Genomic DNA, 13,673 nt, shown 5'->3' with positions numbered 1-13,673 from the left:
TGAATGTAAGATTCTAACCCTCTTTCTCTTTTCCTTCAAATATTACTTATACACCTTTACCTATCTTTAGCATTTGCATAGATGGTACTACTCGGGACACCTGTCATTTTCACAATATCATTAACACCGATTTTATTTTCTTCTCGATTACCAAATAGATCCAATGCACGTTCTAAGTTTTTCCTTGGTTGACCTGTTCTTTCCATATGTTTCCCTTGTCCTTCTGCTGTTCTTTCATTCATTAATTCCCTTTCAAACTCAACAAATTCTTCTAGCATTGTGAACATTTATTTCCCAGATGGAGTTGAGAAATCTATTTGCTCTTTTAAGAAAACAAGGCCGATGCCGTTATCCTCTAATTGGCTAGCAACGTTATGTAGTTCTTTGACTGAGCGAGCAAGTCTATCTATTTTAGTTATAATTAGCTTATCTCCTTCTCGCAAATACTCTAATGTTCCATGAAGAACTATTCGATTTGATTTTGCATCAGATTGATTTTCCTTAGCCATATCCCTGAAGTGATTCAATTTGATTTTCAAGTATTTGTCCAACTGTTGAAACTACCCAATTAAGGCCTTTTAAAGCACCTCTGTCTAAAAGACTAATATGTTAAATCATATACTAACTTTAAGACACTTTACATAAACATTTAGATTAACCATTAATTGTGAAATCCGCGTTATATAAAAGTTAATATACACTTAGACAGTTGTTCAAAATTTAATTGCATTTTCTATTGACTAAACGTTCATTCAATAATAAAATAAATCTGAAAATTCAGTGATGAAAAAGGAGGGGTTGCATTGGATTTACATTTCGAGGTTAATGGCAAGGGTCTTCCTGTTGTTCTTATTCATGGTGGCGGGGTTGATTTGAGGCAATGGAAATTTTTAGCATCTCTTTTAACTAATAGTTACCAAGTGATCGCTTTTGATGGCCGTGGTGCCGGTAAATCACCATCCCCCATAAAACATGCAAACTATGTTGAGGATGTATTGGCACTAATGGATTACCTGGAACTTAATCAGGCAACGATTATAGGTCATTCCATGGGCGGACAGATTGCCACTGATTTAGCCCTTAATTATCCAGAAAGGGTATCGAAACTTGTATTAATTGCTCCTTCTTTAACTGGTTTTCCCTATTCAAAGGAGTTTGAACAATATCATAACAAGATATTGGAAAGTGCCCCCAATATAGATAAGATGTTAGAGCTTGCCCTTCATTCACCAACATACCAAGTTGTTATCGATAGTCCGCACAAAGATCTCACTGTCAAAATGCTCAGGCATCATTTCGGGCGCATGCTTAAGTGGCCCGCTGATTTCTGCATGATATGGCCGCGGCCGCCGGCAATGGAACGATTAGAAGAATTGAACACCGAAACTTTATTTTTTATCGGCAAAAAGGACTTGGCAGATAATTTCCGGGTTGCCGATTGTTTCCGAAAGGTTCCAAACATCCGTTTCATCGAAATAGAGGATGCCGATCATATGCTCCCCCTCACCCATTCTGAAATTTTATATCAAGAATTCACTGCTTTTATGGAGGATTTAAGATAAAATGCCACGTACACCCGAAGAGAATGACCGCATTCGCCAAGCATCCAAAGAAAAAATTCGCGCTGCAGCCATGGAGTTATTTATAAAACAAGGCTATTACGCTACTTCCATAAGCGATATAGCCAAGCAGGCGGGCATTTCGAAAGGGTTACTCTATAACTATTATAAAGGGAAAGAAGAACTGCTTTCTGAAATGGTCGAGGCCAGAATCAAGGAGGTGGTGGAGGTCATGGAAGAAGCTTTCACCTTAAATACACCTCGTGAACAGCTTGAACATATAATCAATGGTGCCATAGATAATATCCACCAAAAGCCAGAAGTCCATCGGTTCTATCTACACCTTCAAACTCAGCCAGAATCAGATGAAGAGTTGATAAAATACAGTCATCTCATAATTGAAGAAAATGCTAGACAATTTGAGTTTCAATGTAAAATATTCAAAAGTATGGGTGAAACTGAACCAAGGAAACGATCGTTATATTTTTCATCTGTGCTACAAGGAATTATGTTGATGATATCCACCTATCAACAGGGATTTCCGATAGAAGAAATAAAGAACCAGATTATAAGCGAGTTTTGTAACTTATCTTGAATGAAGATTTAAAGAGGAACTTCCACAGCTAAAATGGAGAAAAAAGAGATCGTCATTGACGGTCTCTTTTATGGGAAGAACTATTATTGATACATTCATCTCGAACATGGATCAAGCCGTCATATTAGTGAAAGCCTTAATATTTCTCCCCCTATCACTCATCGTCTGCTGACTACTTTGAAAATGGACATTATCAGCACCAGTTTTCGGAGCTTAAGGAAAATTCATTGGAGCTATCTCCATTTCCGGGCCTTTCTTTCGCTGGCATGAGGAATCGATGGCACAACATATCTCTTTATTGTTAAAAACTGCTGAAAGTATTTCATATTCCCTATCTTAAATTATTTCAAAATATCACAGAAAAAAAACTCTTCAGAAACCTAACTGAAGAGATTTTTTTCGTGACGACCCGCTTGAACCAAAACGATGAATGAAGACGATAATCCCTGCCCATCTATTCTACTAACAGAATACCGTCGGCAATCGGGCGTTCACCTGCTGCATCAGACGGTCTTGTGACTCGGTCATCCCCAACTGTCATGGTCGTCGATCCGCCGCCGTCAAGATTGATGGCATCGACTGCCCCTAATGACTTCATGACTTTCGCACTTTCTTCAAAATTAGCTCCCACGCTCCATCCGGGTGCGCGTCCATCAATGGTGACCAATAATAGATTGCCATTCTCTTTGATTCCTGCAAGCGTTCTTGGATTACGACGTTCCCCAAAACGATAATAAAAGCCTGGATCTTCTTCCCAGTGAAAGCCTTCCTCTACGGCATTAATGGAAATTTCTCCGTTTTCCAATAATCGAGGACCTCCATTAATCATACTTGTAGTTTGGTCTAATTTTAATTGCTTTCCATCCCCGATGATTTTACTTTTCACTTGAATCTTCATTCCTTGTCGGGCATGGTCACGAAGCCACTCTGCCGCCTCCCCCGTTCCCGCAAGAACGGAACCACTGCTTGGAATGTCTCCCCCACGCTTGTTACGGATTTCCGCCACTACCCCGGCATGATTTACTACCACTTCCATACCGTCGCCCGATTCTGTCTTTTTTCCAAATACGGACGTATATTGGATAAGTTCACTTTCATCTTTACAAGTAAAATCATGTTTTGCCCGTTCTGTTGTCGTATCTCCTCCAACACCGCCACAATTGCGGATTAATCCTGGCTTCCGATTCAATCCATCCACTTCCCTAACCGCCCCATCAGATGAAGTAGCCTGAATTGACGTGGACACAGATGCAATATTTGCCTTCCCTTCAGCAGAAGATAAAATCAGAGCTGAACGGCCATTTATAGCTTCACTGACAAGTTGACCTTTGCTTGCGAATATACCGGCAAGATCGCCTGGTGTTCCATCCTTCTCTCCCATAACAAAGTATCCTGCATTAACTCCTGCAATAGCATCATTTCTATCAGCGATTTGGGTCAATGTTTCTTTTCCTGTCACTGCATCATTTGCTAATTCAGGCACCATATGCCCATTAAATCGATCCTGATCCACTTCAAGGACGTTCACTACCCATGGTCCTGTTGTTTTCTCTCCGTCTTCACCCGTATACACGGTCCGAAGTCCCGAATATCCCTTTTCAGATAACTTGTTTTTCATTTCGGCTGCATCCGCTTCCAGCTGATATTGACCGATGCGAACAATGTACCCAAGCGGTCCCTTTTTCCGGTCATCCACGGCCCGATCCGATTCTTTTATGATATGAGCCCTGTTGAAACCGTCTTTCTTTAAATTTCCCAACAATTCCTTTGCCTGCTTTTGTGTTTCAACAAATGCTACATCCACTGTGTAAAAGTCTTTAGAAGATGTTTCACCACGATTGATTTTGGTATACTTCACTCCTGGTGCTAGATTCATGGAAGTTCTTTTCTCCTGCAAATTTGGGGTTCCAAGCGGAAGCAAATGATTTTTCGTTTGCACTTGTGATTGAACATTCAATTTTGCTTGAACTGGAGTTTCGGGAATGGCATTTACAAACATCACAGATGCCAGACTAATAGAGGCGATAGGCAAAATTGGCTTTTTCCATATTTTTTTCATTTTTTTTCCTCCAATAAAGTTATGTCTTCCTTTAACTTTATTGTCTAAATGTGATGGAAAATTAAAAAAACTATTATATTTCAGTCAATTTTAAGTGAACAAAAATGAGCATAAATACTCGATAAATATTACAATTCAGATCTGTGAATGGATAAATTTGAGTATTTTGTCTTTGTATACAGTTAATCAAAAGTTTTGCTGGATAATCATGAATAATATAAGATATGTGTGGGGTTATCTCCCAGGAGGTGAAATTTATGGAAACAGTAAAAAAGAACTTGTTGTTAATACCAATCATCTTGTCGGTTATCAATGTTATTTGCCTTGCTTCATTCCTTATTGGACTTAGTGTTATGAACCACCCAATTTCAAGCATATTAACTGATCTTGGCTTGTTATGCCCATTGATCGCAATTTCATCATTCTTCTATTTATTGATTAAAGTCAAAAAGCATTCCGCATTAAAGTACTTTCATTTCGTAAATGCGGTTACATTTCTTGTCCCCATATGTATTCTTACGTTTCTTATACTTCGATTCCTAAACGATTGGGATATTTACTTTTAAAATGACTGCTATTTTTTCATTCATATAAAAAAAGCCCTCATAGGGCTTTTTTTGCTAAGCCACTTTTAAGCAATATAGTTCTATTCCATTTCAAATATCATCCAAATAGTTTTGCAAAGGTATTTTCACCTGCGATGCCGTCTGCAGATAATCCATTGGCCCTTTGAAAAGCCTTCACAGCTATTTCCGTTCCGCTTCCAAAGATACCATCCATGCCATGTGGATTATGTCCTTCCAAATAAAGTGCAGCTTGAAGGATATAGGTGATATTCCCTTCCGCCCCTTCCCTAACATTAGGTGAAGCCGCTTTTGTTTGGGGCCCCCATATTCCATCAACCTTAATCTTTGCACCATATTGTTTATTCAATTCGGTTTGAAAACCCTTGATCAGCGCTTTTTTAGTATTGGGACCATAATATCCATCAACATCTATTTTTGTTCTATATCTGCTATTTAATGTCCTCTGAATGGACTTGATAGTTTGGTTGCCGCTGTCCTTTGCTGGTGTATCTTTTACAATGACTTCGGATTCGACTTGTGTAGGTGGTGGAGTGGTTCCATTCACTTTTGATATCAGTCTAGGCTTTGTTCCCGCATTTAACTGAGAATAAGTCAGTCCGCCCGTCATATCCAAGTGCGGATAATCTTTAAAGCTTGACCAATCCCCGCCCCATGCAAAGCCCAAGGATTTACCAATAGCCGCTACACGTCTCCATTTTTCATCAACTGTCCATATGCCATTCTTTCCATCATCGCTGACTATGACATAATCAATGGCTAGTCCATAGTTATGGTAAGATTGACCTGGCATCGCGTTGGTCACTCTCGGCTTCGATAAATCACTATAGTTTTTACCATCGTATATATAACCTAGGCGACCTTGACCATATAGCTTTGCTTGCTCTTCCATAGACCGATAACCTGCGCTGATTTGCACGAAAATGCCTTCTTGGTATGCCCGTTTAACCATTTCCAAAGCTGATTCTTTTACGACTGGATGAATTCCGCTGCCCATATTCTTTTCTGAACGTTCCAATAAAGTTTCTAATTTAACTGTCAATTCAATCACCTCCTAATATGTTATGGTACTAATTAGGAAATGCTTGTACCCCTACCTTGACGTTACAAAAAAATCGCCCTTTTTATGTGGATCTAGTAAGCTTCATCCTTCTTAAATAAAAAAAGCACAACCCCTAATGGAATTGTGCTTTTTTATATTGGCTGTTTTCGCATACTTTGTTGCTATTTTCGAAGTAGTGCAGTGTGGTTGATTTCCCCTCCAGGTGCTCGCTTTGCGGGGCGGGCGGTGAGCGTCCTCGGCGTAAACGCCTTTGGGGTCTCACCTGTCCCGCTGCTCCCGCAGGAGTCTCGCACTTCCGCTCCAATCAACCTAAAATGGTTTCGTTTTAAAAACAACAATCTTTACGAAAAGGGCCTTTATATTAAAGTGGCTTATTCTGATCTTCCTTATCTTTTCCAATGACTTTTATCAATTCATCCAGCTTTTCATTTCTTTCTTGATCTAATCTTGTCTTTGCATTGATGAATTTTATGATCTTAATAATGAAATAAACACTTAAAACAATAAGTCCCAAATAAAACAAAATCGGTATGATTGCAAAAAGCCCTATTAAACTGCTGGCTTCGTCCATGAATAATCCCTCCCAAATGTAAAATATAGTATTATTATACAGGAAAAACAAAGAAGGCGTCCGATAACGATTTATTATTTCAATAATTATTTTGCGAAAAAAAACTGAAGCTAGTTATTAATAGCTCCAATTAGGGATCAGATAGGGGTAAAACAATATTCAAGGATTTGGGTCAGAAAAAGGGAGATGTTTAAGTTACCCATACAAAAACCCTTTATCTATTAAAATATAATATCATGACCATATATTTCTTAGCGATCTAATCAAAAAATCCCTCGTATTTGACCCCTTTTTAAAATAAGGCTTTCCATATTATCAAGGAACGTTGTCGACCTTTTCAAGGTATAAGAGGTTCCTGTATACGAAAGACCGAGAGTTTCCAAAGTTTTGAACCCCCAACAAGTGTATACCACTCTCCTCATTCCTGTTCAAGCTCAGACAATTTTCAGCTAAAGTGTATTTCTTTAATTCGAATAAGGTTAGTGTTACCATATAGTGAGTATATCTTCTAAATGAAGGAGCCAATCATGAATCCCAATATTTTATTGCGTAATAATGTAAAGATTAGAGGAAGAGGTACACGACCAATGATATTTGCACCAGGTTTTGGTTGTGATCAAAATGTCTGGCAATCAGTTGCAAAAGATTTCGAAGATGAATACCATATTATTCTATTTGACTATGTTGGGTCAGGTAATTCAGATATACAGGCATATAATGTGGAAAGATACAGTACTCTTGATGGGTATGCACAAGACGTACTTGATGTTTGTTCGGCATTAGACCTAAAAGATGCTATATTTGTTGGACACTCTGTTGGATGTGTGATTGGGATGCTGGCATCCATTAAACATCCTGAATATTTTTCTAAACTTGTCCTGGTTGGTCCTTCCCCTTGCTACCTTAATCTCCCTAATGATTATTACGGGGGATTCGAGAAAGAACAACTTTTAGGATTGATTGATATGATGGACAAAAATTACATAGGCTGGGCAACCGCTTTTGCGGGAACGGTCATGAGTAATCCAGATCGCCCAGAGCTTAAACGGGATTTAGAGAATCGTTTTTGTTCTACTGATCCCATTATCGCACGACAATTTGCGGAGGTTACCTTTTTTGCAGACAACCGTAAAGATTTAGCAAAAGTAAAAGTACCATCACTCATTTTGCAATGTTCCAAAGATGTTATTGCTCCGTCAGCAGTAGGTGAATATATTCATAAGCATCTTCCCGATAGTACATTGAAGATGATGAAAGCAACAGGACACTGTCCACATATGAGTCATCCTGAAGAGACGATATTCTTAATTCGACAGTTTTTGGATGAATTTCCGACAAACGATTTATAGATAGAGATGGGTGTGAATTTTTGTGAATGAACAACTGAATGAGGCACCCTGCGGATATTTAACTTTATCAGAAGAAGATGATATTTTATCCGTTAATCAAACCTTACTTAAATTATTGGGGTATAATCTCGATCAATTGCAAGGGCAGCCTATTAATTATATCCTTTCGGCTTCAGCTATACTCTTTCATCAGCTTTATCTGGTTCCTCTGATTAAATTAGAAAATCAGATTGAGGAAATATATATATCCTTAAAGTCTGTAGATGATGAAGAAATCCCTGTGTTACTCAACGCTGTTCAAAGAGAGCGAGATGGAAGAACCATTATTGAGTGTGTGGTGATTCCAATGCGAAAAAGAAACGAATTAGAAAATGAGCTTCTTATAGCGAAAAAAGAAGCAGAGACCGCACTAAATGCTAGGAATAAGGCTTATGCTGATTTAGAGATTGCTCATGAAACGATGAAAATGCAAAAGAATAAGCTGATTGAATTGAACGAAAAAAATGAAAAATTCAAAGTGGATACAGAAAGAGAGCTGGGTCTTGCAAAAAAGATACAGGAGACACTATTACCAGTTCCTATTATTAATGAACATCTTGAAATTCAAGCGTATTATAAAGGCTCCAATCAATTATCGGGTGATATATATGGTTTTTACCAAATTGACGCCCAACGGTATGGCCTTATCCTACTTGATGTGATGGGGCACGGGCTTTCTTCTGCCCTAATAACCATGTCACTGCATTCCATATTTGAAAGATTAATTTTAAAAGGTTCGGAAGTGAAAACGGTGATGAAGGAATTAGATGACCATCTCCATTCTTTATTCAAAAACACAAGTAAATCTTCTCATTACTGCACAGCCGTCTACCTTTTAATCGATACTGATAAGAGAGAAATTAATTATATCAATGCAGGCCATCCATCCGTTCTTTTACAGGATATAAACGGAAAACAATATGAGTTGCGTTCTAATCGGCCACCACTCGGGATGTTTGAAGATATACTTTTTAAAACAAATACCGTTACATACAATAAGGAAAGTATGCTGTGCCTTTATACAGATGGAGTTGAAGAACCTATAGGTTCAGACCGTTTATGCTCATTGTTAAAGACCTATTCCACTGCCCCTTTATCCACAATTAAGGAGGAAGTTATACAAACGCTTAGATATGAAGAGGACACTCTCCAACGTAAAGATGACCAATGTCTTATTTTAGTTAAACTAAAATAAGACATTGGGGTTGGGCTATCTGCTACATAACTAATCCAAGTTACTGTTCAATTTCTTGGGAGTTCGTATAGTGGATACTATGTTCGAAACGCTTCTATTTAGGGATTAACTTTAGACACTCAACCATAATGGTTGAGTGTTTTTTTCATCTTTATATTTCAGCGCAATTCCACTAATATATATCACGCATGTCCAAATAAAAAAGGCAGCCGCTGGGCCTGCCTCTGTTGAACAACTTATATCCAGTCATTCATTTAGTGATTAATGAAAACGGCGCTTGTTTTTTTTGCATTTGCACTTACATTTACAACGCTTTCCAGGAAACCATACTGTACTTGGGTCATTGTTCTCAAAACATTTTTCTTCATAACAACAGTTTATCTCCATCCTAACACCCTCCTTACTATTGTATATGCATGGACTGATGGAAGGTGTGGACAAGTTGCTAAAAGTTTAGACTGAATGCAAATCAATTCATCTTCCATGATTCTGGACAATTTCCAAAGTATGTGGAAGCAAACTGAAATCTCCCCAAGTTTTATGGCCAGGAATAAACGATCTTCGCACATTATTTTCGTTCAAACATATATGATTTCTCAACGATTAAACCATAATATAGTTATGTAAACAACTACTTGTCATTATTTTAATAAGAGTTAATCGAAAAAAACTCAATATCAAGTATTTAACGAAGCATGCGGAAAATGATGACACGTACCGAGCTATTTTATCCCACTTCTTAGGATGCGGCATCCGTTGAATGTGCTATCCACCTTTAACTACTAGACTTGGTTTACGAAGAAAAACAAAAGACTAGGAGGGGTGACGGTTTAGTTCACGGAGTTTAGCAATCTGGCGAAAGTTATTGACAATGATTATCATTCCTATTAATATGTTGATGTAGTCATTGAAAATGAATATCATTATTAATTAGATATTTTTTTGTATATTTTTAACCTACACTATATCAGTAAGGAGAAAATCAAAATGAAAAAGCTATTCATACCCTTCCTGCTCTTGTTCGTGCTTATCCTTAGTGCCTGTGGGAACAACGAGAAAGCGAACGAAAATAATGATTCCAAGACAAAATCAGAAACAATTACATATCAATCAGAAACTGGTCCTGTTGAGATTCCTAAAAACCCAAAAAGAATAATTGCTCTCTCCAATGGACCTAATGTATTGGCTTTGGAAGGTAATATTGTTGGAATAGATCAATGGACTAATATGAATCCCCTTTTTAAAGATAGACTTAAGGGTGTGGAAGTCGTTTCAGAAGATGACCTGGAGAAAATCATTGAACTGGAACCAGACCTAATCATAGCCGGATCCGAGATGAAAAATATCGGAAAGCTTAATGAAATTGCTCCGACTGTTGTATTCACTTGGGGAAAATTAGATTATTTATCACAGCAAATAGAAATCGGAAAACTTTTAAACAAAGAAAAGGAAGCAAAAGAATGGGTTAAAGATTTCGAAACGCGTGCAGAAACAGCAGGAAAAGCGATACGTGCAAAAATTGGTGAAGATGCAACCGTTTCTGTCATTGAAAATGATGCCAAAGAGTTTTATGTATTTGGAAATAATTATGCACGCGGAACAGAAATATTGTATCAAGCAATGAACTTGAAAATGCCTGAAAAAGTAAAAGAAAAGGCACTTAAATCCGGCATTTATGTCCTCTCATCTGAAGTGCTTCCTGAGTATACTGGAGATTATATTATCTTTAGTAAAAACCCTGATGTAGTTAATTCATTTGTGGAGACCGAAACGTGGAAAAATATTCCTGCAGTTAAGAACGATCGTATATTTGAAATAAATAGTAAAGCATCCACCTACAGTGATCCAATCACTCTAGAACATCTTCTGGAATTTTTCGAAAAATCATTTCTTAACAAATAGTATGCAATGAAGGAATTCTTTAAATGAGAATTCCTTCTTTAATGTGTTTTATACTTGTATCTTCGAAAAAACAAAAAGCACTTTTGCCTAAAAGGCAATCAAGTGCTAAATCCAACTGATATTCATATCAAATGAAAAGACCTAAACTTTACCGTTAAGGTCATACAAAAAAACAAGCTTTTCTTATCCTCCACTAGTCTATCTTGAGGTATTCTTCTAAAATACTCTTATCATATTCAGTTTCAGGTAAAAGACCCAAACGAGTATATTCCCAAATAACCCTTCTTTCGTGATCATCTGCATCTGATAAATCTTCATAATCATAGTCAACCTTAAATTTTCCTGTACTTTCTAAAGTAAAAGTTAAATTGGTCCATTGTTCTTGATTATTATCTTTAAATTCATCTAATAATTCTTTTAAAACCTTTATTAACCTCAGCCATGTTTCTCTATACTCTATTCTACTAATACTATGTAATTTAGGGATATCGTGACTATATATGAGTTTATCATTAATAATAGACTGATAGAAAAAGAACGCAGTCCCTGTCCCCTCATTAACTTCTCCATACAAAATTACTTTACTCCATTCTTCTGGAATCATCCCATTTACAGTTTGAGCTATTTTCAGGTAATATTCATTTAGTTTTGATTCATTCATTTTTTATCCCCCTGCTCTATTTTCGAATGTTCTTAAATCCCAACGGCCATCGTAAATTTTATACTCTAAATCGAAACTTGTAGGTCGAGTTGAATTTCCCTCATACACAGGATATATTTTCACTTCTACTGTTTTAGGAGGATTACTGTCTAAAGCTTTTGCCCAAGATATATCAAGTTTTTTTCCATTCTCCCATATTCAGGTTTGCATTCATAGGAACAAGGTTGTCTAGATGACCAGATCCATTAAATATGCTGGCGATTAAGTGGCCCCCTTGATCATCTGGCAAGCGGTCTTCCCTTCCAGCAATCCGCTGAGCATAATTGTTTCGTTTACCACTGCCTAAGTCGAGAGAACCTTCTACACTTGTAATCCACCCTTTTCGTCTGTTTTATATACATGACCACCAGTGGATGTATATTCAATATTCGGTTTTAAGACTTTCTTCATTCGCTCTCTTGTATAATGCTTTCCATACTCCACTTTTGTAATTTCAATGGAGCCCTTTGCAAGCACTACTTTGCCTGTACCCTTATCACCATCACTCTTCGCCGCAAACTCTGCACGATATCCTTAATCGTCGTTTTATCAAATGTGACATGTTTATAGTTGTTTCCATACGCCGTCGCTAATTCTTCGACCCTAATCCGGAGAGGTCCTTCCACCTTGCCGATTTCCCTGCCGAAGGCCTTGAACCTTCTGAACCTGCTTTTGCGCAAATTCCTTGCTGTAAGGGATGAACTTTGTACCACTTTAGACCTGACGGCCTTTTATCTGAGGTAACCATAGGGCTTAAATAGGGTACCTGTTTTTAAAGTTGTTTTTATGTACGATAAATTTTTGTCAAACATTATTTATAACTAATAAGTGTTATCTCTACTCTCTTAGTACCAAACTATTTATTCGGCACTAGGTGCTCCCAAAAAAAAAGAAACCTTGAAAGGTATTTAGCCAATCAAGGGGTTTTATTCTATATAATGTTTTACTTTAGATATTCAGCTTCCCATTTATCTTGTTTTTCTACTGGGCTAAGTTCTGAAATATCCTCATATCCATAATTTATTTTCATTTTTCCTGTGTTATCTAAAATGAAAGTTAGGTTTGTCCATAGTTCCTGTTCTTGCTCCTTAAATTCTTCACGCAATCTTGAAAAATAATTATATAAATCATCATCAAGCCCATCAAACTCTTCCTCATCAACATTAAATAAATCTGTTATATCCAGACTATATACTGGTTCCCCTCCAGTTTCAGGGTAATAATAGAAAAAAACTTTTTTATAACCTTCTCTAAATTCAGCGTATAAAAAGATTTGTTTCCAATCCTCTGGAATTATATTAATTAATGTATTCGCAATTTGTTGATATGTCTGCTCCATTATTTTGGTTTCCATCTACTTACCTCCTAAATAATTAGTTAATCTATCTGAATATTTTTTACCATCTATTACATAGTTGATTTTAAACTCACTTGGTCTAGCTGATTGTGCCTCATATATGGGTTTTACTTTAATGGTTACTTCTTTACCCTCTACTAAAGCCTTCTTCCATGTATTCTCTAGAGTCTTATATTCACTCCTATTTAAAGTAGCATTCATGGGTACTAAGTTATCTATTTCACCAGAACCTTTAAAGATACTTGCAATTAAATGTCCACCATCATCGTTTGATAGTCTATCGTCTCCTCCAACCTTTCTTTGGGCATAAGGATTTCGTTTTGCTTTACCCAATTCTAATTTAGCTTCAGCAATCGCAATACGTCCGTTATTATCAGTGGTATATTTATATCCTTCTTTTGTTGTATACTCTACATTGGGTTTTAAGGTCTTCTTACGATTTACTTTCGTGTATTGTTCACCATATCTAACGTTATCTATACCCTTAGGAACACTCTCCCCTGAAACACCCTCTACTTTTTTATCCTTCACCGTGAATTTCTGATAGGCTTCCTTAATTGTCTGCTTTTCAATCATAACATGGGGAAGGCTTGGTCCTCCTGCGAGTGAAACTTGTTCCACACTTATCCGTTTAGGTATTTCTTTTTTACCTAGTTCGTCACCTATATTTTTTAACGTGGTTTTTCCTGATCTCGCGATG

General features: G+C 37.2%; 17 protein-coding genes. 6 read left to right on the top strand and 11 right to left on the bottom strand.

The window, feature by feature from the left end; all coding sequences use genetic code 11:
- Positions 1 to 56 precede the first annotated feature (56 nt).
- Together AC2YHV_RS03280 and AC2YHV_RS03275 are read right to left on the bottom strand one after the other, a co-directional pair.
- On the bottom strand, positions 57 to 287 hold the full coding sequence (locus AC2YHV_RS03280) for a hypothetical protein (RefSeq protein WP_427524952.1): 231 nt from the start codon (positions 285 to 287) through the stop codon (positions 57 to 59).
- Positions 288 to 539, bottom strand: coding sequence for a recombinase family protein (locus AC2YHV_RS03275; protein ID WP_487372574.1), 252 nt, complete (start codon positions 537 to 539; stop codon positions 288 to 290). It lies immediately after the preceding gene.
- A 264-nt stretch (positions 540 to 803) separates the two neighbouring features.
- Here AC2YHV_RS03275 and AC2YHV_RS03270 point away from each other — a divergent pair, with 264 nt between their 5' ends.
- Both AC2YHV_RS03270 and AC2YHV_RS03265 read left to right on the top strand, forming a co-directional pair.
- A complete protein-coding gene (locus AC2YHV_RS03270) occupies positions 804 to 1,562 on the top strand; it encodes an alpha/beta fold hydrolase (protein WP_487372573.1) in 759 nt (252 codons plus the stop codon).
- Between the two features lies 1 nt (position 1,563).
- Entirely contained in the window at positions 1,564 to 2,154 is a 591-nt protein-coding gene (locus AC2YHV_RS03265) for a TetR/AcrR family transcriptional regulator (RefSeq protein ID WP_487372572.1), read from the top strand.
- A gap of 454 nt (positions 2,155 to 2,608) precedes the next feature.
- Here the strand turns inward: AC2YHV_RS03265 and AC2YHV_RS03260 are convergent, their stop codons facing one another.
- Positions 2,609 to 4,213, bottom strand: coding sequence for a phosphodiester glycosidase family protein (locus AC2YHV_RS03260; protein WP_487372571.1), 1,605 nt, complete (start codon positions 4,211 to 4,213; stop codon positions 2,609 to 2,611).
- A 257-nt stretch (positions 4,214 to 4,470) separates the two neighbouring features.
- On the opposite strand from AC2YHV_RS03260, the gene AC2YHV_RS03255 reads away from it, so the two are divergent.
- Positions 4,471 to 4,779, top strand: a complete 309-nt coding sequence (locus tag AC2YHV_RS03255) for a hypothetical protein (protein ID WP_413002901.1) — start codon at positions 4,471 to 4,473, stop codon at positions 4,777 to 4,779.
- Positions 4,780 to 4,876: 97 nt separating this feature from the next.
- On the opposite strand, the gene AC2YHV_RS03250 is transcribed toward AC2YHV_RS03255, so the two are convergent.
- Together AC2YHV_RS03250 and AC2YHV_RS03245 are read right to left on the bottom strand one after the other, a co-directional pair.
- A complete protein-coding gene (locus AC2YHV_RS03250; protein ID WP_487372570.1) occupies positions 4,877 to 5,839 on the bottom strand; it encodes a peptidoglycan-binding protein in 963 nt (320 codons plus the stop codon).
- A 382-nt stretch (positions 5,840 to 6,221) separates the two neighbouring features.
- Positions 6,222 to 6,431: a hypothetical protein gene (locus tag AC2YHV_RS03245; RefSeq protein WP_034312165.1), complete on the bottom strand. Its 210-nt coding sequence runs from the start codon at positions 6,429 to 6,431 to the stop codon at positions 6,222 to 6,224.
- A gap of 527 nt (positions 6,432 to 6,958) precedes the next feature.
- Between AC2YHV_RS03245 and AC2YHV_RS03240 the strand changes: the two genes are divergently transcribed.
- The 3 genes from AC2YHV_RS03240 (at position 6,959) to AC2YHV_RS03230 (ending at position 10,916) form a co-directional block, all read left to right on the top strand.
- Positions 6,959 to 7,780 carry an alpha/beta fold hydrolase gene (locus tag AC2YHV_RS03240; protein ID WP_034312169.1) on the top strand — a complete coding sequence of 274 codons (822 nt, stop codon included), beginning with the start codon at positions 6,959 to 6,961 and terminating at the stop codon, positions 7,778 to 7,780.
- 22 nt (positions 7,781 to 7,802) lie between these two features.
- Entirely contained in the window at positions 7,803 to 9,014 is a 1,212-nt protein-coding gene (locus AC2YHV_RS03235; protein ID WP_487372569.1) for a SpoIIE family protein phosphatase, read from the top strand.
- A 987-nt stretch (positions 9,015 to 10,001) separates the two neighbouring features.
- Positions 10,002 to 10,916, top strand: coding sequence for an iron-hydroxamate ABC transporter substrate-binding protein (locus AC2YHV_RS03230; protein ID WP_487372568.1), 915 nt, complete (start codon positions 10,002 to 10,004; stop codon positions 10,914 to 10,916).
- A 193-nt stretch (positions 10,917 to 11,109) separates the two neighbouring features.
- Here the strand turns inward: AC2YHV_RS03230 and AC2YHV_RS03225 are convergent, their stop codons facing one another.
- From AC2YHV_RS03225 to AC2YHV_RS03200, 6 genes are all read right to left on the bottom strand, one after another.
- On the bottom strand, positions 11,110 to 11,577 hold the full coding sequence (locus AC2YHV_RS03225) for an immunity protein YezG family protein (protein ID WP_487372567.1): 468 nt from the start codon (positions 11,575 to 11,577) through the stop codon (positions 11,110 to 11,112).
- Positions 11,578 to 11,580: 3 nt separating this feature from the next.
- Positions 11,581 to 11,700, bottom strand: coding sequence for a hypothetical protein (locus AC2YHV_RS03220; RefSeq protein ID WP_369316113.1), 120 nt, complete (start codon positions 11,698 to 11,700; stop codon positions 11,581 to 11,583).
- 49 nt (positions 11,701 to 11,749) lie between these two features.
- Positions 11,750 to 11,950, bottom strand: a complete 201-nt coding sequence (locus AC2YHV_RS03215) for a DNA/RNA non-specific endonuclease (protein WP_487372672.1) — start codon at positions 11,948 to 11,950, stop codon at positions 11,750 to 11,752.
- A gap of 142 nt (positions 11,951 to 12,092) precedes the next feature.
- Positions 12,093 to 12,329: a hypothetical protein gene (locus AC2YHV_RS03210; RefSeq protein WP_487372566.1), complete on the bottom strand. Its 237-nt coding sequence runs from the start codon at positions 12,327 to 12,329 to the stop codon at positions 12,093 to 12,095.
- A gap of 230 nt (positions 12,330 to 12,559) precedes the next feature.
- Positions 12,560 to 12,970 carry an immunity protein YezG family protein gene (locus tag AC2YHV_RS03205; protein ID WP_101221985.1) on the bottom strand — a complete coding sequence of 137 codons (411 nt, stop codon included), beginning with the start codon at positions 12,968 to 12,970 and terminating at the stop codon, positions 12,560 to 12,562.
- A complete protein-coding gene (locus AC2YHV_RS03200) occupies positions 12,971 to 13,594 on the bottom strand; it encodes a DNA/RNA non-specific endonuclease (protein ID WP_487372565.1) in 624 nt (207 codons plus the stop codon).
- Between the last annotated feature and the right edge of the window lie 79 nt (positions 13,595 to 13,673).

Source organism: Peribacillus sp. SRI_006 (assembly GCF_057586375.1).
The sequence above is the reverse complement of the archived record's forward strand: the minus strand, read 5'-3'. Positions and strand labels throughout refer to the sequence as shown.